The sequence below is a fragment of the Pseudoalteromonas sp. XMcav1-K genome (assembly GCF_044005875.1).
GTDB lineage: Bacteria > Pseudomonadota > Gammaproteobacteria > Enterobacterales > Alteromonadaceae > Pseudoalteromonas > Pseudoalteromonas spongiae.
The window spans coordinates 21,134-40,466 of the sequence record NZ_JBIPJE010000028.1 but is presented as its reverse complement, the minus strand read 5'-3'; the positions used below and the strand labels follow the sequence as shown (position 1 = coordinate 40,466).

Here is a 19,333-nt window from a genome sequence, read left to right as displayed (position 1 = left end):
ACTCGTTTGCGACCAGTCTGGTAGTTAAAGTTAATGATAAATGAACAATTAATATGCAAAAAATTAGACTTAGCGCTAACTAGCGAGCACGTTTTTAGTTTTTTTGCAGATTTGCAGTATGCCATTTTCTTAGATTCGGCAAACCCAGCGCACCCAAATAACCGCTTTGACATAATTGTGATTAATCCAATTTCACTGATTGAAGTGAAAAACAATGTGACTTTTGTTGATAATCACCAAAGCGAATGTGATGGGTTTAGTGCGATACACCAAGCAATAAACTCATTCGTAAAAGACAAAGCTCCGTTTGATTTACCGTTTTCAGGCGGTGCTTTAGGTTTATTCAGTTACGATTTAGGTCGCTCAATTGAAGTGATGCCAGAAATTGCAAAAAACGATATCGATTTAGGCCAAATGCTGGTGGGTATTTACCCCGATGCCCTGATATTTGATCATCACGAAAACCAATGGTTTTATATCGCACAGCCATGTTGTGATAGCGAAACACGGCTTAATAACTACCTTGCACCGCTTACAGGCGCTGAAGACGAGCGTAAACCATTTGCCTTAACAACTAAGTGGCAATCAAATCTGACTAAAGATGGTTATGGTGAGCGTTTTAATAAAGTGCAAGAATATTTAAAAAGCGGCGATTGCTACCAAATCAATTTGGCACAGCGCTTTGATGCACGTTTTACTGGCAACCCTTGGCTCGCCTATTGTAAGTTGCGAAGCGCAAACCAAGCGCCATTTTCGGCTTATATTAATGCTGGTGAGCAACAAATACTCTCACTTTCACCTGAGCGTTTTATTCAGGTAAAAGAGCGTCAGGTTGAAACCAAGCCGATTAAAGGCACAGTGCCGCGCAGTCAAGATGCACATATTGATGACGCCAATAAAGCCCGCCTTGCAAATTCAACCAAAGATCGCGCTGAAAACGTGATGATTGTGGATTTACTGAGAAACGATTTAGGCAAGGTTGCAAAGGCTGGCACTGTTGAAGTACCAAAGCTTTTTGAGATTGAAAGCTTTAACGCTGTGCATCATTTGGTATCAACGGTTACATCTACCCTTGCCGACGGTTACAGTGCGATTGATCAATTAAAAGCAGCATTTCCTGGTGGCTCGATTACTGGCGCGCCAAAAATCCGGGCAATGGAAATTATTGAAGAGTTAGAACCTCACCGCCGCTCAATTTATTGTGGCTCAATTGGCTATATTTCGGCCTGTGGCACCATGGATACTAGCATAACCATTCGCACCCTAGTTTGTGAAAAAGGTACAATTTATTGCTGGGCTGGCGGTGGCGTAGTTGCCGATTCAACCCTTGAGTCTGAGCTACAAGAAACATACGATAAGGTAAATCGTATTTTACCTGTACTTGAATAAATGCTCGCTTAGGACGTGTTATGCAGTTAAGTGAATTTCTAGCCCGTTTCCATATTCAGCAGCCAAGCAATGACGTTGGTTTTCCAATACAAATGCGCAATATTGCTAAGCAAAGCGCTGTATTGGTACCGCTGGTTAATGTAAGCGGTGAAATTCATTTATTGCTGTGTAAGCGTCCTGACTATTTAAAGCATCACCCCGGGCAAATTTGCTTTCCCGGTGGTAAACTAGAAGATTCTGACGCCAACTTACTTGCCACAGCACTGCGTGAAACACAGGAAGAAATTGGCATTAAGGTGAATGATAACCATGTAATTGGTGATATGGACAGTTATTGGACGCTCACCGGATTTGAAATAAAACCCTACATTGCCCTACTTCCCGAAAAACCCAATTTGGTACTAGCAACCAATGAAGTCGCCAGTGCATTTTATCTGCCGCTGTCACAGCTTATAGATCAAAAAAATTGGCAAGATATTCAATTCACACGTCAGTTTTCTGCCTATACTCTAACTGGGTTTCAAACTGAATACGGCTTGCTTTGGGGTGCCACCGCGCAAATCATTCGCAATTTGATTAAACATCTAAATTAAGCACATAAGCATTAATCATACTAATTAAAGTTAACATGATTATAAATTAGAGTTATGATATCCGGCCGTTCAAAGATTAAGTAAGAGATATTCGTATGATAAGTGCATTCGATATGTTTAGTATCGGCATTGGTCCTTCCTCATCACATACTGTGGGCCCGATGCGCGCTTCAAGACTGTTTGTAAAGTCATTACAAGAGCAAGCGCTATTAGAGCAAGTAACCAGTGTTCGCTGTGAATTGTTTGGCTCACTTGGACAAACGGGTATTGGTCATGGTTCGGGTAAAGCAGTTATTTTAGGCCTTGCTGGTTACGATCCAGAAACCATTGATGCCGATCTGGTGCCAAGCATTTTAGATAAAATCGAAAAAGAAGAAACTATCTATCTTGATCAAAGCCATGCTGCGGCATTTCCAAAAAAAGACGCCATTGTATTCCACCGTCGTAAGACTTTGCCAAAGCATTCAAATGCAATGGAACTACAAGCATTTAACGGCGAACAATGTGTCTTCCGTGAGATTTTCTATTCTATCGGTGGCGGCTTTATTGTTCGCGACGAAGATTTCGAAAAAGAAAAGCAAGCTGCACTAACCATTCGCGAAGAAAACCCTGCACCATACCCATTTGATACGGGCGCAGAGTTAATGGCGCTGTGTAAAGAGCACGGTTTAAGTGTGCCAGCACTGATGATGGCAAACGAAAAAACCCTTAAAACAGAAAGCGAAATCACTGACGAGCTATACAATATTTGGCTGGTGATGAAAGCGTGCGTTGAGCGCGGTATGCGCACCGAAGGTATTTTACCGGGCGGTTTAAAAGTAAAACGTCGTGCACCGAGTCTGCACCGTCAACTGAACATTGAAACACATAACGATCCGCTACGTGCAATGGAATGGGTTGATTTATTTGCCCTTGCGGTAAATGAAGAAAATGCTGCTGGCGGTCGTGTTGTTACCGCGCCGACAAACGGTGCAGCAGGCATTCTTCCAGCGGTGCTAATGTACTACCACACGTTCATTAAAGAAGTAGATAAAGACATTGCAACGCGTTACCTGCTAACCGCTGCTGCGATTGGTATTCTTTACAAAAAGAATGCATCAATTTCAGGTGCAGAAGTAGGCTGCCAAGGTGAAGTGGGCGTTGCTTGCTCAATGGCTGCAGGCGCACTCACTGAAATTTTAGGTGGCAATGTTGAGAAAGTTGAAAATGCTGCTGAAATTGGTATGGAGCACAACTTGGGATTAACCTGTGATCCGGTTGGTGGCCTTGTACAGGTACCGTGTATTGAGCGAAATGCGATGGGTGCTGTGAAAGCAATTAATGCATCTCGTCTCGCAATGCGCGGCTCAGGTGAACAAAAAGTATCGCTTGATAAAGTAATCAAAACCATGTGGGACACAGGTAATGATATGAAAACCAAGTACAAAGAGACGGCTCGAGGCGGACTCGCTGTAAATATCATTGAGTGTTAATCACAGTTAACAGATACAAAAAACGCCACATAATGTGGCGTTTTTTTTGAGTTAAAATTCGCCTTAACGAACCGGTAACTCAATATCCTTAAATAGATGGTCGACATCATCTTGATTGCGTAACATGCACGCACGCTCAACAATGGTTTTATCCAAGTGTGGCGCAAAACGCTCAATGAAATCGTACATGTAACTGCGTAGGAAAGTACCTTTTCTGAAGCCAATTTTGGTGGTACTTGCTTCAAACAAGTGACTCGCATCAATGACTACCAAGTCTTTATCGTTCATTTCATCAATGGCCATAGAGGCAACAACACCCACACCTAAGCCTAAACGCACATAGGTTTTAATCACGTCAGCGTCCGTTGCAGTGAACACAATTTGCGGCTCTAATCCGTGTTTAGTAAATGCTTTATCTAATTCAGAACGCCCAGTAAAACCGAATACATAAGTGATTAACGGGAATGCAGCAACATCTTGAATTGTGAGGTTATTTGCTTTAGCAGCAAGTGGGTGATCTTTTGCCACCACAATACTGCGATTCCAGTGATAACACGGCAACATAATTAAATCGGTATATAGGTGAAGCGCTTCTGTTGCTATTGCAAAATCTGCGTCACCACGCGCGGCAGCATCAGAGATTTGCTGCGGTGTACCTTGATGCATATGCAGAGATACTTTCGGGTATTTGTTCATAAACCCTTGAATGACGTTTGGCAGAGCGTAACGCGCTTGAGTGTGCGTAGTGGCGATATTCAGCTTACCTTGATCTGGTAAAGTATGCTCGTTGGCAACCGCTTTAATGCTTTCAACTTTCGCCAAAATCTCACGGGAGATATTGATAATGTCTTTGCCCGCCGGCGTAACATGCGTCAAATGTTTACCGCTACGACCGAAGATTTGCACACCTAGCTCATCTTCGAGCATACGCACTTGTTTAGAAATACCAGGTTGCGAGGTATATAAGTTTTCAGCGGTGGCTGAAACATTAAGATTGTGATTGAGTACTTCAACAATGTACTTTAGCTGCTGTAATTTCATAGCGAGTATTTTGTATTTATTATTACCTTTATTTATATACTTTTGTCTCTTTTATGCCAAGCATAAATTCAAAACTTACGTATTTATTCCATTTTTAACTACAAACTACCTTAGTATTTTGTAAAAGTCAGAAAAAAGCGTCTAAATTATTAGTATCAAAAATAATTTTCGCTTTTTATGGTTAACCCTCTTCAACGATACAAATCTATCTCGGTGCTTATTTTGGATGATTTTTCCGAATTCCGCCTATCACTAAAACAAATGGTAGAAAGTTTTGGTGTTCACCATGTGGATGTGTGTACCAATGCCGAAGATGCCCTTTCCTGCTACAGCGAACATCAACATGATATTTTGTTAGTCGATTACAATTTAGGTGATGGATTAAATGGGCTGCAGCTGCTTGCCGAGCTTAATCATCGCAACTTACTAAAATACGGTACAAACTATGTACTGATCACAGGTGAAACCGCTTCAGACTTAGTGATGGGGGCACTTGAATACCGCCCCGACGATTACCTTGCAAAGCCATTTACCAAAACAACCCTGAAATCTCGCTTGGATAAGCTTGTTGAGAAAAGTCTCGCATTTAAGCCTATTTATACGGCGTTAAATCAAGATAAGCCAAAAACAGCCCTTGAGCTTTGTGACCAGCTAATGGCAAAAAACAAACGCGTTGGTATTGAATGCTTGCGCCTTAAAGCTGAGATTTACTTAAAAGAACTTAAATATGTGCAAGCGCTCAGCATTTATAATTCGATTTTGCATAATCGTGAGCTTAGTTGGGCACAAATGGGCGCAGCGATTTGTCATTTGGCGCTATCACAAAGCGACCAGGCATTAAGCCTTTGCAAACTGATTACCACTAAAAACCCACAAGCCGTTGAAGCATACGACCTTGCCTGTGAGTGCTTTATTCAACAGCACGACTTCGAAGCAGCATACGCAATTACACAAAAAGCAATTGCCGCATCGCCCAACTCAATTGTCAGGCAGCGCCAGTTAGCCTTGTTAGCAACCCGCTACAATGAACTGGAAATTGCCTTTAACGCTTACAAGCGCGTTATGCAATTAGCCAAGTATTCATGCTTAGCGCAACTCGATGACTATATAAATCAGTTATGTGTTTGCACACAGATACAACTTACGGATCAAGCAAACTTTGTGCGACGCGCAAAAAAAGAGTACCCCGCAATTTATCGTACAATCACAAAACTCTACCCTGGTGTGCAAAGTCAATTAGCAATTGAAATACATCAAGTATTTGTTGAGTACTTAGTTAACAAAGACGGCGCAAAAGGTGAAAAACTCATTTTAGTGGTAGATAAAATTGTTGATTACCCAGACGCGCTCAATTCGGCATTTATTAACCTGCTCGAAATCATTATGAAGCACGCTGATATTGAAGTGGTAACCGCCAAGCTCGACCCAATTATTACGCGCGGTAAAGCAAAGATTATTTCTCACGAAGACCACGAAAAATCAGAGAACTTTAATCACCAAGGCATGGTGAAATACAAAGAGAAAGCATTTGAAAGCGCTCAAGGCGCATTTGCAACTGCCCTAGCCAATGCCCCTAACAACCCAAATATTGCATTAAACCTGTTACAAGCGGCGTATCAATTGCATAAACAAAATCAAAAGTTCACATTAACAAAGCGCCAGTTTGCTTTGTCACTGAATGCGTTAAAAACGTTAGCGCCTCACGACCATCGCCACAAGCAAAGTCAAAGTCTGTTAAACTTTGCTAAAGCTAAATTAACGGGATAATTATGGACCATAATAAGCTCGACTTTTCCGTTGTCCTTGGCGCAAGTATGCACGATATGAAAAACTCTTTGTGTATGCTGCTTCAATCGATGGAAACAATTAGTCAAAGTATTGAGCAAACGCCACAAGCACAATCTGAATTCGCCAAGATTCATTACGAAGTTGCCCGCGTTAATTCCAACTTATTGCAAGTACTCGCCCTTTATCGCGAACACAACGCACAACTGCCGCTCAATATTGAAGAGCATTTTTTAGATGACGTCGTCGACGAGCTACTTGCTAAAAATGAGCTTTATATCACCAATAAAAATATTGATGTCAGTTGTGATATTGAACAAGATCTGGCGTGGTTTTTTGACGCCGACCTAATTGCCAATTTACTTAATGACATTCTTATTAACGCACTAAAATACACAGCATCAAAAATTCTCATTAGCGCACATCAACAAAACGATAAGCTGGTTATTGAAATTCACGATAATGGCGAAGGCTACCCAGAAAGCATGCTTGAGAAAGCCAATAATGAAATGTCTGCTGCCCTTATTAGTCAAGGGCGTACTGGGCTGGGTATCTATTTCGCTAATTTAATTGCGTCAGCACATGTTAATAGAGAAACCAAGGGACATATCGCGCTTGCCAATGACGGGCGATTAGGTGGCAGCAAATTTACCCTTGTTTTGCCATAAAAAAAGCTGGTAATAAAGTGCTATTATTAGAACTTTCCTTTTAACAACACTACACTAAGTAATTAGAATTAGTTAAGATTAGGGCAATTATAAGAATGAGAAAAACTCCATGGTAGTTTACATTATCATCACGCTAATAGTGGCACTAATTGTTATTGGCGTTTGGGTCAACGCGGTACAGCAGCATAAAGAAAAACAAAATGCTGAGCGACGTCAGGAGCTTACAAAGCAGAAAAAAATCATTGAAGAGACTGAAGAAGTGTTGATGAATTCTGCTAATATTCCAATGTCAAAAGCCCTATTTTCCGTATTATATCGACGCATTTATACCGCGTTAGCGGTTATGGCTGAACTTTCTCCCAATTCTAAAGAAATCAGAAATCGCTTAACTGAAGCAAAAGAGCGTATCGAAAATTCGTCAAGCCAAGATTCTTCTGCAGAACGCATTGCGCTACCTGATAATGAAAAACAAGTCATTGCATTATTGCAAGGTGTTAAAAAGCTACGCAGCATAGTTCGCTCTGAGCATTCAAAAGGCAAGATTGATACACAAGTGTTCTTAAACGAAGACAAACGTTTAGAAAAAATGCAATTACAAGTAAATATCGACAGCCAATTAAAACGCGGCAAAGCAGCGCGCAGTGCTAATATGCTTGGCTCTGCACGCCAGTATTTTGAAAAAGCGCTTGCGGTAATTAATTCGCTCAACTTTACAGACGAGTATGTCGCATCACGCAAACAAGAAATAGAAGATATGCTTGAAGAAATAATGACCGAGTTAAAAGCAACCAACGCCAGTGATGCAAAGAAAAAGCTTGATAACGAAAAAGATGACTTAGATGAGCTCTTTGCACCGAAGAAAAAGTGGTAAGTTAAATAATTTCATCGAAAAAGGGCGTAATGTACGCCCTTTTTCATATTATGAGGTTTTGTTTTTTCTAGTTACGTAAACGCCACATTGCAGATTTCTTTGAAGATATGCGCCTTCTCGTAAATGTTATTGAGAGATGTAATCTCTTTCGATATCACTCAGAGAAATAAGCCCGCGTAAAGCATACTCTTTATCAATCAATAATACGTGCTGCTAACCGAGATTTTTTAGCCTTACCAAAATATCAATTTAAAACTATTTTGAACCCTGACTAATTTTTCAAATTATTGAACGCTTTATGTTCTTCAATATGCAGTTTAAATTGCGATAATACATCCAACAGCTCAACAGGTAAAAACGGTTTAAATAACACTTCATCAATTCCAAACGTTTTACAATAGTTGTACTCATCTTCACGGTCACTCGACGTAACCGCAATTATCGGTACGCCTATTTTATCGCCGGACTCTTGCATACGTATTGTTTGAGCGGCTTCATAGCCACTCATTTTAGGCATAGCACAATCCATTAAAATAATATCTATTTCATGCTGATGCTGCTGCCACAGTGCTACCGCCTCTTCACCATCAGCTGCGACAATCACATTATCGCCACGGTTCATTAAAATCGCGCTAAGAACGCGTTGGCTAATCGGTGCGTCATCAGCTATTAACACGGTTAACGGCACGGTTTCTTGTGGCGTAACCACATCGTTACTCTGTTTAATGTTATTGACCAAGGCCGATTTAATATCACTTGGGTGCTTTGGTAGTTGCCATACTTGGTTATAGCCGATGTTCGTCACTCTGCTGACATCTACATCCGCAATTTCATCACCAAATACGATTAAATTTGCTGGTCGGTTGAATCTGTGACGGTTAATTTTTTCATAAAAGCTAACCAATTGATTTTCAAGCTCATTGTGTGACAACAATACAAAATCGAATCCAGCAAACTGTAAGTCATCCCCCAGCATATAATTCAGGGCAATTTCTGCGTCTTGTACGTGGGTGACTTGCATCTGCCATTGTGCAAACAGTTCACTTAAATAACGCGCTAAAAACAACTTACTGTCTAAAATTAAGACACGTTTATTTACAAGTAGTCCCTCATCATCAAGGTGATTTTCAATTAATGTACTCGTTGGCAGTGCTAAGGTAAATCTAACATCTGTGCCAAGCCCCGCTTTTGAGTTCACCGTAAATGTGCCACCCATTAGCGTTACCAAGTTTTGGGCAATTGTTAAGCCAAGCGCATTTAAGGAATTGCCCTTATTAGCTTTTGCTTTCGGATTATTTAACTGTGCTAACACGGTTTCATCAATGCCTTGACCGTTATCACGTACACTAATTGTAAGCTCTGACAAGCCCGTCGTTACTTCAGCATCAACATTAATCGAAATATCGCCACGATCAGAATATTTAATTGCCTTGTTTACAAGATTACAAATAACTTGCTTTAAACGCACCGAGTCACCGACTAAATAGCTATTTATAGCGGGGTCAACATAGGTGACTAAGTGCAGGTTTTTCTCTTTCGCTCTCAACTCACACTCTTGAAAAATCTCACGAATTAAGGCGTGAATATCGAAAATATGTTGGTCGAGCGCAAGTTGGCTGTGTTCAATTTTGGAGTAATCTAAAATACCATTTAGTAGCTCAAGCATATTGAATGCGCTTTTTTGAATAACACTAACGTAACTATGTTGGCGGTGATCAAGCTTGGTTTCTGACAACAAATGCGCCATGCCCAAAAGCCCATTCATTGGCGTTTTTACTTCCATACTGATATTAGCGAGGTATTCACCTTTAAGCTTATTTGCATTCTGCTCTGCTTGTTTTTGCTTTTTAAGATCGCCGAATGATTTAGACAACGCTGCCATCATGGCGTTAAATTCTACAACAAGACGATTAATTTCGTCATCGCACGCTTGTTTTCGGTCAAGTCTAAATTTTTTAGGTGCCGACATATTCACGTGGCTCATAGAATACGCTAAATGATTTAAATGACGGGTTACTAATAAATGCACTAAGGTGAAAATAATCATAGATACAATAAAGGTTTTTGCACCTTGAGTAAGCAAAGTTACCACGACTTTGTCTGTGAGATAGCCATACACCCCAGACATATCCATTACTACAATCAGTTCGCCCAAATGGTATTTAGTGCGATTAAATCGGTAATCAATAGCCCAAGATTTACTTTTAGCGTATTTGGTTTGCGTTTTATTAACGGTAAGACGGTTGGCATTATCTTGCCAAATCGTTACTGACGATACGTTAGGAAGTTCGCTAATACCCTGTAATAGTAATTCAAGCTGTTTCTCATCTTCGGCCCAAAGCGCATTGGTAACCGAAGGTAAGTGGCTTTTTTCAATTTGCTGAAAACCTTGATCGATCACGCTGAGATCGCGCTTGTAGTCCATCCATAAAATGGCGCTGGTGATCATTAACGTTAACACAGAGCTAGTGAGTAAAATACCAACAAGCAGTTGTTTTGCTAAGGGGTTTTTCAGTTTCAACGGACTACATTAAATTATAATTATTCTTATTTATAAATGTAGACCAAGCTGACGTTTTTTTAAACTTTTAATTTGAATTTCTAATTGAGTAAAAATCAATTTACTCAATTAGAAAAAAGCTGCGTTATTCGCAGTGAGGGCGCTTATTTTGTGCTTTTGCTTGATTGTGTAATGCCATCGCATCTGGCATCCAGCTACGCAAATCACTAATACGGGTATCTGATGATGGGTGCGTTGATAAAAATTCCGGTGGTGCACCGTTATTATTTGCCGCCATATTACGCCATAATTCAACTGACTGCTTTGGATTAAATCCCGCTTTTGCCATCAAGTCTAAGCCTATTTTATCGGCTTCGCTTTCATGCATGCGACTAAACGGCATCATGCCTAAATATTCAGCACCTACACCTAACGCCATCATAGTTTCATTATGTAAACGGTTTCCTTGCGAACGACTATACGCGTCTGCAACTTGCAATGTTGCCTGTTTAATACCGGCTGCAGTCATACGTTCATTTGAATGCTCGGCAATTACGTGCCCAACTTCGTGGCCAAGTACTGTTGCTAATTGGTCTTGCCCTTGTGCTACTTTTAATAGCCCCGTATGCACACCTATTTTACCGCCAGGAAGCGCAAATGCGTTTGCAGATGGTTCTTCAAATACCACCACTTCCCATTGTTGATTTGCGTATTTTGCAGGAAGCACTGAAATAACGTTATCAGCAACGCATTGCACATAACGATTGATTTTGGCATCGGTATTAATTGGTTGCTGCTTTTTCATTTGAACAAAGCTTTGTTTGCCAAGCTGGTTCATTTCCGCTTCAGAATACATGGCAATTTGTGTGCGCCCTGTTGGACTCGATTTACACCCAACCAGCGTGGCAGCCACTGAAAGTGAGAGCAATACATGAGATAATTTCATTACGTTTTCCCTAATGTCGTTTAGCGCTGTTTAACAAATATTGATTTTGCAATATTTACCATCACAAAGCCCTGAATTGGTAAGCTAATTTATTTTTAACAATAAACCTACAATTTAGCAAAGCGCTTAATCGGATCTGGTGTATCAAATCAAGTATTTTACACGTAAAATAGGGTTCCCCGATACCCTGAATAAGTATTTCTGTGACTGAAAAAACGTTATCTAAATCCATCTTACCTCTGCTATCGGCGCTCGTCGCAACAACGCCATTAGCAATTGACCTGTACTTACCAGCTTTTGTTGCAATATCAAGCTACTTCAACACTGATATGGCGCAAGTCCAACTCTCTTTAAGTAGTTATTTAGCCGGCTATGCCATAGGTATGATGTTATTTGGGCCGCTTATTGATCAAAAAGGCAGGCGCTTGTTCGCGCTCTTTGGCTTGCTAGGCTTTAGCTTATGCTCTTTTTTGCTAACCGTAACACAGTCTATTGATACATTTATTGTTTTACGCTTTGCACAAGCATTTTTTGGCTCTGCTGTCACCGTCGTCGTACCTGGTATTATTCGCTATATGTATCAAGAAAATACAGCGAAAGGCATGTCTTACGTGTCGATGATTATGATGTTAGCTCCCCTGCTCGCACCAAGTATCGGCAGTGTTTTAATGATCACTTGGCATTGGCACGCGATATTTTATGCATTGACGATTTATGCCAGCGTGCTCTTTGTATTAGCTTATTTTTATTTGCGAGAAGTGCCTATCCACCCGAGTAAAATTAAAGGTTTGGCGCTATTTTTTTCAAACTATCGTATCGTGCTTACAAACAAAAAAGCACGATTTGATATTGTTATTTCCATGCTCGCCTCGTTCGCATTCTTTTGCTTTTTAACTAAAGTATCAGCAATTTATATGGCACACTTTAAGGTGAATGAAACACTATTTGGGGTGTTATTTGCATTTAATGTATTGGCGTTGATGTTAGGTAACTTTATTAATACCCGGCTAGTACCTAAATTTGGCTCACGTAAAATGCTCAATATTGGCTTAGCTATTAGTTTTATTGCGGTAACGTGCCTTATTTTAGTCAGTGTATTTACGCATAATGTATATTTGGTTGCCGCTTTTATTGCGCCGCTGATGATGAGTTTAGGCATTATGGCAACCAACGCCGACGCGCTGATTTTAATCAATTTCAAGAAGAAGTCTGGAACAGCTACCGCAGTGATAGGTACTTTACGCTTTGGCAGTGGCGCCTTTGCTGGCCCAATTTTAGCGTTTATTCCATTGCCACCAAGCATCGGGTTTGCGGTTGCTATGGCAATGGCAGTAAGCGGTATTTTAATCTGCCAATTAAAGCAGTTAAAGTTCGGCCATTAATACCTGTTATTCAATACAACAGGCACAAAAAAAGCTGTAACCAAGGTTACAGCTTTTTTGCATTCTTAAGCGCTATTATTCAGCAGCTTTAGACACCATTACCATTGCTGGACGAAGCAAACGACCATTTAATAGGTAACCTTTTTGCATTACTGCAATAACAGTGTTTGGTGCAACATCAGCAGATGGCTGAATTGACATTGCTTGATGGAATTCAGGGTTAAACGTTTCGCCTTGTGGCGCAACCACTTCAACACCAAACTTTGCTACGGCATCAACAAAGCTTTTTGCCGTCATCTCAACACCTTCGATAACCGGCTTAATGTGTTCGTTTTCTTTGTCAGCAAACTCAATCGCGCGCTCTAAGTTATCAAGCACAGGTAGTAGTTCATTGGCGAATTTTTCAAGGGCAAACTTGTGCGCTTTTTCAACATCTTGCGCTGTGCGACGACGCATGTTTTCAACTTCTGCGGCAGCACGTACTACACTGTCTTTTTGCTCTTCAATTGTTTGCTTCGCTGCTTCAAGCTCTGCATTTAATACTGCAATTTCCGCTTCTGCGCTTAGCTCTTCACCACCTTGTAGCTCTTCTGCTACTTGGTCAAGGGTTTCCTGTACTTCTGCTTCTTGCTCTGGCTGATTATTTTGCTCAGACATTGATACTCTCCGAAATCTTACAACTGATGCTAATTATGGGGATTGATAAACGCCTTTCAAGAGCTAATAGCGCAATTAATCGATATTTCGTTGATAATTGCTTCAATTTTCGCCGACTTTGGACAGAGCACACATAAACGGCCTTGGTATATCTCTTGTGAAAAGTACGGCACGCTCAGTAATAAATAGTCTTCCAATGCACCAAACGGCAAGTTGTCGTGGTACATAACCGACATACCCATTTTCATCGCTAATTTTTGTTCTACATAATCTAAAAATGGCGCGCCAATTTGATTTAACTGCTCGCTAGACAGTGCACCAAATAAATAGTGACTGCCAATCACAATGCTACTATCTACATGCAGTTTTTCAGCGAGCGCTTTAATCCACATACCCAGTGAACCATGACAAAACATTGGTGCACTTTGGCGCATCGCCGCCATGCGGCGTAACCCTTCGGCCAAGTTATGCCCTGCGAAAACAGTATTTAACCACGCATTAAATTGATTGCGTAATGCATCGTTTGCTTCGCGAGGCTTAGTAATCTGAATGTTTTGGCTATTACCGTCCCTGTCGAATAGTAAAATAAGCCAGTTTTCAAAACTAAAATCGAGCACTTCTGCACGATAAATATGTTGCTGCATCGCCTCTGGCAAACTCACCAACACACACAGTTTATATTGTTGACTTAAGCGATGAGAAAATTCAATAAGGCTTTGCGCACTAGGTTGCCAATAGTCTGCAATATCAGAAAGTTGAAAAAATTCATCAAACCAATAGCTAAAACCTAGCTCTGTAGGTACACGTCCCGAAGAGGTGTGAGGCGCATACAATAGCCCCGACTTTTCCATACGCGCCATTGCATTGCGTACTGTCGCACTGCAAATATTAATTTGTTTCTGCTTTACCACATGGCTTGATGCAACTGGCGTACCTTCACCATTGCAATATAAGTCCATAACGGCAGAAAAAATGAGTTGATCACGGGCGCTTAATTTCATGATTATTATTTATGGCCTGATGATTAAAAATCAAGATATACTGTAGGCAAGACTTTATCAGTGACGATTTTATGGCACAAGTATTTAATAACATAGGATTGATTGGCAAACCGAACCATGAAGGCGCGGCTGTAACACTTGCCAAACTGCATACCTTTTTAACGGCTCTCGGTTATCAAGTTTACGTTGAAAGCCGTGTCGCTGAACCCATTGTTGATGAAGAATATTCAGCGTCGTTAGTTGAAATTGGCCGCAACTGTGATTTAGCGATTGTGGTTGGTGGTGACGGCAATATGCTTGGCGCTGCTCGCGTATTGGCCCGCTTTGATATTGCGGTTATCGGTGTAAATAGAGGTAATCTCGGTTTTCTGACCGACCTTGACCCCGACAATTTTGAGCGTGAGCTTGAGCAAGTACTGGCTGGTAAATTTAGTGAAGAAAAACGCTTCTTGTTGGAAGTGGAAATCTATCGCCATGAAGTGCTAAAAAGCTCAAATACGGCGGTTAACGAAGCCGTGCTGCATGCCAATAAAGTTGCACACATGATTGAGTTTGAAGCCTTTATTGATAGAGAGTTTGTATTTTCGCAAAAATCTGACGGCCTTATTGTGTCAACGCCAACAGGTTCTACTGCCTATAGTCTTTCTGGCGGCGGCCCCATTTTAAACCCAAAACTCAACGCCATTTCATTGGTGCCTATGTTTCCGCACACACTAACAAGCCGCCCACTCGTGGTGGATGCAAATAGTGAAGTAAAACTGGTATTGAGTCCTGCGAATGATGTGGACTTACAAGTGAGTTGTGATAGCCATGTTGTGTTAGCGGTATTGCCAGGTGATGAAATTGTAATCAAACGAAGTGAACAACAGTTGCGCATGGTGCATCCAAGCAAATATTCGTATTACAATGTACTGCGCCAAAAGTTAAACTGGGGCAGTCGTTTATATTAATCAACCTGAAATCAACATAACAAATTAAGTTCTAGCGGACACTAAGGCATTACATCGTTAAATGTGAGTACACTAGCCCTATTTTATCGCACAAATTTGTTTTGTATTTGGAAAATCGATAAAACTAGAACGAACAAAAACATTATTGCTAAGTGTGTTACGCAATTTAATTAGTCAGATTCAGAGTAATCAATTGAAAGGAAAGAAAAAGTGGGGTTTGTAGTATTTTTAACCACCGTTTTATTAATTGTACTGTTAACGACATTTTTAGTCATAGATAACAATCGAAAAAAAGCATTAGCACTTGAAAAACAACAACAAAGCGAACGTATCGAGGTTGTTAGCTCTCGTTACAGCAAAATAGTGCAAAGCTATGGCAAATCACGCATTGTAAAACCAAAAGACATTAGTGGGTTATCGCAAATCAACAACAATTATTTTGTAATGCAACGTAAAAGTGATGAAACCATTACCCACTATGAACAAGTCATCGGTAACCTAACTGACTTACTCGAAAATGAGCTGCTAAAGTTTGAATCGGCAGACGATAAACTAACGTTAAGCAAACAAATTTACGCCTTTGTTGAACAATTACCGACATCTGGCCACCAATTCAACAGTGATTTTTATTGGCATCAATTGCCTTCATTAAGCCAACAAGTGATAACGCCAACACCTGCATCTACCGATGAACACGTTGAGCCGGAACTTCACGAAGAAAACATTTAATTTGATCTGCGCTAAAGGCTAAATACAAGCCATTAGCGCAACCCTTTTCAATAATTCTGCCTACTCCTTTTTTCTACCGAAATAAAATATCTTCATTTTTAACTTGCCTATTTTTTATTTACTGTATAAATTACCAGTTAATGTACTGTATGGATAATCAGTTATGTTAGCATCATTACAAGTAACAAATTTTGCAATTGTTGAACACCTTGATATTGAATGGCATCAAGGTATGACAACTATCACAGGTGAAACTGGCGCAGGTAAATCCATCGCAATAGACGCCCTATCGCTATGTTTAGGCGAACGTGCCGAAGCCAGCATGGTGCGCGAAGGCGCCGATAAAGCCCAAGTTTCAGCGGTGTTTGATATTCAGAACTTACCTGCTGCACAACACTTTATTAGTGAGCATGAACTAGGTGATAGTAGCGAATGCATAATTCGCCGTGTAGTATCGGCAAACGGCCGCAGTAAAGCCTATATAAACGGCGTAATGGTGCCTGCAGGCCAGTTGAAGTCTCTCGGCAGCCTGCTTATTTCAATTCACGGCCAACACGCGCACCAACAGCTCAATAAAGCTGGTTATCAGTTGTCGGTAGTCGATAGCTTTGCGGGACACGTTGATCTTGTGAACGACGTTAAAACAGCATACAACGCACTGCAATCACTTGAAAAAGAAAAGGCGACGCTAACCCAGTCACTACAACAAGCAGCAGCCGAAAAGCAATTGCTCGAGTATCAAGTGGCTGAGTTAGATGAGTTTTCACTTGAGCACGGTGAGTTTGAAGAAATTGAACAGCAACATAAGCTGCTAAGTAACGCAAATTCGTTGCTTGAAGGTACACAAAAAGAGCTGCAAATTATTTATCAACAAGATAATTATAATGCGTACTCTATGGTGCAATCGAGCGCAAACCAAATTGCTGAGTTAGCAAGTTTAGATAAAAAATTGGCTCCAATCGCCGACTTGTTATTTGAAGCAGGTATCAGTTTAGAAGAAGCTGCGCGCGAACTTAGCCATTATCAAGACAGCATTGAGATGGACCCTGCGCAGTTATCAGAACTCGATGACCGTATCGCACGCGCACTTGATTTGGCTAGAAAACACGATATTTCACCTGAAGCAATCCCAGATTTACACGCTGAGCTAAAGCAAAGTCTTGTCAACATTGAGCAAAGTGACGAACGTCTCGCCGCACTAGAAAGCGAAATCGCCGAAGCTAAAACACATTATATAACTGTCGCAACGCGCCTTTCGCAAAGCCGAAAAGTCGCAGCAGATGAACTATCAAAGCAAGTTACTGAGTCACTAGTAATGTTATCAATGGAAAACGCAAAGTTTGCCATTGTGGTTGAGCAACAAGAGATAACCAGTAGCAAAGGCCTAGACAGCATAGATTTTCAAGTAGCTGCTAACACAGGTCAACGTTTACAACCGCTTGTGAAAGTAGCCTCGGGTGGTGAGCTATCACGTATTAGTCTTGCCATTGAAGTTATCATTGCAGATAAAATGACTACACCAACCTTAATTTTTGATGAAGTCGATGTGGGTATTTCTGGCCCAACTGCATCAGCAGTTGGCAAATTATTGCGCCAATTAGGCAATAGTACACAGGTAATTTGTGTAACCCACTTACCGCAAGTAGCATCAAGTGGTCATAATCAGTTTTTTGTCAGTAAAAGCGATGATGGCACCCACACGCATACCCATATGTCGGTACTCGATAACTCGGGACGAATTGATGAAATTGCACGCTTATTAGGTGGCACGAATATTAGTGAAATTACCCGTACTAATGCCTCAGAATTACTGTCGCAATATCATTAAGCAAAAAAACATAAATACAAAAAAGGTGGGCATTTGCCCACCTTTTTTAATGTTATAAGCTGCCTTAAATGTTTAACCACATTCAGGCTACACAGCACTAAACTTCGAGATAGTCCATAATGCCTTCTGCTGCGTTGCGACCCTCATAAATAGCGGTAACCACTAAATCAGAACCCCTTACTGCATCGCCACCAGCAAAGATTTTAGGATTAGATGTTTGATGCGTATATGCGCCTTGCTCCGGTGCCACAATGCGACCCCATTTATCAAGCTCTACATCAAACTCACTTAACCACGGCATTGCATGAGGCTGAAAACCAAACGCCATAATTACCGCATCAGCTGGCACAACATGCTCAGAACCTGCTACTTCTTCTGCACGACGACGGCCATTTTCATCAGCCTCGCCAAGCTGCGTTTTAACCATTTTTACGCCAGTTACTTTGCCGCTGTCATTAAGTACAACCCCTTTTGGTTGTACATTAAACATAAACTCAACGCCCTCTTCTTTGGCATTTTTTACTTCACGTACTGAGCCTGGCATATTGGCTTCATCACGACGATAAGCACACACAACGCTACTGGCATTTTGACGAATTGAGGTACGCACACAGTCCATTGCTGTATCACCACCACCTAACACAACGACGCGTTTGCCTTGCATATTGATGTAAGATTCTGGTGTTTCGTCGTAACCCATTTGAAAATTGGTATTAGCAATTAAAAATGGCAATGCATCAAACACACCATCAGCATCTTCGTTTTCAAGACCTGCACGCATATTTTGATAAGTGCCCACCGCTAAAAATACCGCGTCGTATTCATCAATAATGGTTTGTAGTGCAATGTCTTTACCAACCTCAGTATTTAGCACAAATTCAACGCCCATCCCCGTGAAAATTTCACGGCGGTTTTCCATTACCGATTTTTCTAATTTAAACGATGGGATACCGAAGGTCAGTAAACCACCAATTTCAGGATGACGGTCAAACACCACAGGTTTTACACCATTACGCGCTAGAATATCAGCGCAACCTAAACCTGCAGGTCCCGCGCCGATAATAGCAACTTTCTTATCGCTCCAAACCACGTGCGACATATCTGGCTTCCAGCCCATCGCAAAGGCCGTATCAGAAATATACTTTTCGATATTACCTATGGTTACCGCACCGAACTCCTCGTTGAGCGTACATGCACCTTCACATAATCGGTCTTGTGGGCATACGCGTCCACATACTTCGGGTAAACTATTAGTTCGATGCGACAATTCAGCCGCTTCGATAACTTTGCCGGCTTTGATCAGTTTTAACCATTGCGGAATGTAGTTGTGTACAGGACACTTCCATTCACAATATGGATTACCACAGTCAAGGCAACGATCGGCTTGCGAATCAACTTGTTTCGCAGAAAACGGTTCGTAGATTTCAACAAACTGTTTTTTACGTGACGAAATAGGCTTTTTGCGCGGGTCGACACGCTGCACATCGATAAATTGATATACGTTTTGTGACATGGTACTTC

At 41.1% G+C, this 19,333-nt stretch carries 16 protein-coding genes; 10 read left to right on the top strand and 6 right to left on the bottom strand.

Features of this window, described 5'->3' with window-relative positions; genetic code table 11:
• The first annotated feature begins 33 nt into the window (after positions 1-33).
• From pabB to ACHSBP_RS03685, 3 genes are all read left to right on the top strand, one after another.
• Positions 34-1,389 carry an aminodeoxychorismate synthase component I gene (gene pabB / locus ACHSBP_RS03695; protein ID WP_395388173.1) on the top strand — a complete coding sequence of 452 codons (1,356 nt, stop codon included), beginning with the start codon at positions 34-36 and terminating at the stop codon, positions 1,387-1,389.
• 20 nt (positions 1,390-1,409) lie between these two features.
• Positions 1,410-1,982, top strand: a complete 573-nt coding sequence (locus tag ACHSBP_RS03690; RefSeq protein ID WP_395388172.1) for an NUDIX hydrolase — start codon at positions 1,410-1,412, stop codon at positions 1,980-1,982.
• A gap of 95 nt (positions 1,983-2,077) precedes the next feature.
• Positions 2,078-3,454 (top strand): L-serine ammonia-lyase, encoded by a 1,377-nt coding sequence (locus tag ACHSBP_RS03685; protein ID WP_395388171.1) that lies wholly within the window; start codon positions 2,078-2,080, stop codon positions 3,452-3,454.
• Positions 3,455-3,517: 63 nt separating this feature from the next.
• Here ACHSBP_RS03685 and cysB read toward each other — a convergent pair whose 3' ends face one another.
• Positions 3,518-4,495: an HTH-type transcriptional regulator CysB gene (gene cysB, locus ACHSBP_RS03680; protein WP_100913165.1), complete on the bottom strand. Its 978-nt coding sequence runs from the start codon at positions 4,493-4,495 to the stop codon at positions 3,518-3,520.
• A 222-nt stretch (positions 4,496-4,717) separates the two neighbouring features.
• Between cysB and ACHSBP_RS03675 the strand changes: the two genes are divergently transcribed.
• The 3 genes from ACHSBP_RS03675 (at position 4,718) to ACHSBP_RS03665 (ending at position 7,819) form a co-directional block, all read left to right on the top strand.
• Positions 4,718-6,262, top strand: a complete 1,545-nt coding sequence (locus ACHSBP_RS03675; RefSeq protein ID WP_395388170.1) for a response regulator — start codon at positions 4,718-4,720, stop codon at positions 6,260-6,262.
• A 2-nt stretch (positions 6,263-6,264) separates the two neighbouring features.
• Positions 6,265-6,948, top strand: a complete 684-nt coding sequence (locus tag ACHSBP_RS03670; RefSeq protein ID WP_395388169.1) for a sensor histidine kinase — start codon at positions 6,265-6,267, stop codon at positions 6,946-6,948.
• Between the two features lie 109 nt (positions 6,949-7,057).
• Positions 7,058-7,819: a hypothetical protein gene (locus ACHSBP_RS03665; RefSeq protein ID WP_010560374.1), complete on the top strand. Its 762-nt coding sequence runs from the start codon at positions 7,058-7,060 to the stop codon at positions 7,817-7,819.
• 271 nt (positions 7,820-8,090) lie between these two features.
• Here ACHSBP_RS03665 and ACHSBP_RS03660 read toward each other — a convergent pair whose 3' ends face one another.
• Complete coding sequence (locus ACHSBP_RS03660) at positions 8,091-10,340, bottom strand: response regulator (RefSeq protein ID WP_395388168.1); 2,250 nt, start codon at positions 10,338-10,340, stop codon at positions 8,091-8,093.
• 124 nt (positions 10,341-10,464) lie between these two features.
• Positions 10,465-11,265: a M48 family metallopeptidase gene (locus ACHSBP_RS03655; RefSeq protein ID WP_010560376.1), complete on the bottom strand. Its 801-nt coding sequence runs from the start codon at positions 11,263-11,265 to the stop codon at positions 10,465-10,467.
• Positions 11,266-11,468: 203 nt separating this feature from the next.
• Between ACHSBP_RS03655 and ACHSBP_RS03650 the strand changes: the two genes are divergently transcribed.
• Positions 11,469-12,647, top strand: coding sequence for a multidrug effflux MFS transporter (locus ACHSBP_RS03650; protein ID WP_395388167.1), 1,179 nt, complete (start codon positions 11,469-11,471; stop codon positions 12,645-12,647).
• A 75-nt stretch (positions 12,648-12,722) separates the two neighbouring features.
• Here the strand turns inward: ACHSBP_RS03650 and grpE are convergent, their stop codons facing one another.
• Together grpE and ACHSBP_RS03640 are read right to left on the bottom strand one after the other, a co-directional pair.
• Complete coding sequence (gene grpE, locus ACHSBP_RS03645; protein WP_010560378.1) at positions 12,723-13,304, bottom strand: nucleotide exchange factor GrpE; 582 nt, start codon at positions 13,302-13,304, stop codon at positions 12,723-12,725.
• 56 nt (positions 13,305-13,360) lie between these two features.
• Complete coding sequence (locus tag ACHSBP_RS03640; RefSeq protein ID WP_395388166.1) at positions 13,361-14,305, bottom strand: HrcA family transcriptional regulator; 945 nt, start codon at positions 14,303-14,305, stop codon at positions 13,361-13,363.
• 71 nt (positions 14,306-14,376) lie between these two features.
• Here ACHSBP_RS03640 and nadK point away from each other — a divergent pair, with 71 nt between their 5' ends.
• The 3 genes from nadK to recN all read left to right on the top strand — a co-directional run bounded on the left by nadK (position 14,377) and on the right by recN (position 17,812).
• Positions 14,377-15,255 (top strand): NAD(+) kinase, encoded by an 879-nt coding sequence (gene nadK, locus ACHSBP_RS03635; protein WP_395388165.1) that lies wholly within the window; start codon positions 14,377-14,379, stop codon positions 15,253-15,255.
• A gap of 210 nt (positions 15,256-15,465) precedes the next feature.
• On the top strand, positions 15,466-15,984 hold the full coding sequence (locus ACHSBP_RS03630; RefSeq protein ID WP_395388164.1) for a hypothetical protein: 519 nt from the start codon (positions 15,466-15,468) through the stop codon (positions 15,982-15,984).
• 163 nt (positions 15,985-16,147) lie between these two features.
• Positions 16,148-17,812 carry a DNA repair protein RecN gene (gene recN / locus ACHSBP_RS03625; RefSeq protein WP_395388163.1) on the top strand — a complete coding sequence of 555 codons (1,665 nt, stop codon included), beginning with the start codon at positions 16,148-16,150 and terminating at the stop codon, positions 17,810-17,812.
• A 97-nt stretch (positions 17,813-17,909) separates the two neighbouring features.
• Here recN and ACHSBP_RS03620 read toward each other — a convergent pair whose 3' ends face one another.
• Positions 17,910-19,325 carry an FAD-dependent oxidoreductase gene (locus ACHSBP_RS03620; RefSeq protein ID WP_054980965.1) on the bottom strand — a complete coding sequence of 472 codons (1,416 nt, stop codon included), beginning with the start codon at positions 19,323-19,325 and terminating at the stop codon, positions 17,910-17,912.
• Positions 19,326-19,333: the final 8 nt, after the last annotated feature.

What these genes read in the sequence shown, in the direction of transcription:
- pabB (WP_395388173.1), top strand. Translation starts at nt 34, where the DNA reads ATGATAAATGAACAATTAATATGCAAAAAATTAGACTTAGCGCTAACT.
- ACHSBP_RS03690 (WP_395388172.1), top strand. Translation starts at nt 1,410, where the DNA reads ATGCAGTTAAGTGAATTTCTAGCCCGTTTCCATATTCAGCAGCCAAGC.
- ACHSBP_RS03685 (WP_395388171.1), top strand. Translation starts at nt 2,078, where the DNA reads ATGATAAGTGCATTCGATATGTTTAGTATCGGCATTGGTCCTTCCTCA.
- cysB (WP_100913165.1), bottom strand. Translation starts at nt 4,495, where the DNA reads ATGAAATTACAGCAGCTAAAGTACATTGTTGAAGTACTCAATCACAAT.
- ACHSBP_RS03670 (WP_395388169.1), top strand. Translation starts at nt 6,265, where the DNA reads ATGGACCATAATAAGCTCGACTTTTCCGTTGTCCTTGGCGCAAGTATG.
- ACHSBP_RS03665 (WP_010560374.1), top strand. Translation starts at nt 7,058, where the DNA reads ATGGTAGTTTACATTATCATCACGCTAATAGTGGCACTAATTGTTATT.
- ACHSBP_RS03655 (WP_010560376.1), bottom strand. Translation starts at nt 11,265, where the DNA reads ATGAAATTATCTCATGTATTGCTCTCACTTTCAGTGGCTGCCACGCTG.
- grpE (WP_010560378.1), bottom strand. Translation starts at nt 13,304, where the DNA reads ATGTCTGAGCAAAATAATCAGCCAGAGCAAGAAGCAGAAGTACAGGAA.
- ACHSBP_RS03640 (WP_395388166.1), bottom strand. Translation starts at nt 14,305, where the DNA reads ATGAAATTAAGCGCCCGTGATCAACTCATTTTTTCTGCCGTTATGGAC.
- nadK (WP_395388165.1), top strand. Translation starts at nt 14,377, where the DNA reads ATGGCACAAGTATTTAATAACATAGGATTGATTGGCAAACCGAACCAT.
- recN (WP_395388163.1), top strand. Translation starts at nt 16,148, where the DNA reads ATGTTAGCATCATTACAAGTAACAAATTTTGCAATTGTTGAACACCTT.
- ACHSBP_RS03620 (WP_054980965.1), bottom strand. Translation starts at nt 19,325, where the DNA reads ATGTCACAAAACGTATATCAATTTATCGATGTGCAGCGTGTCGACCCG.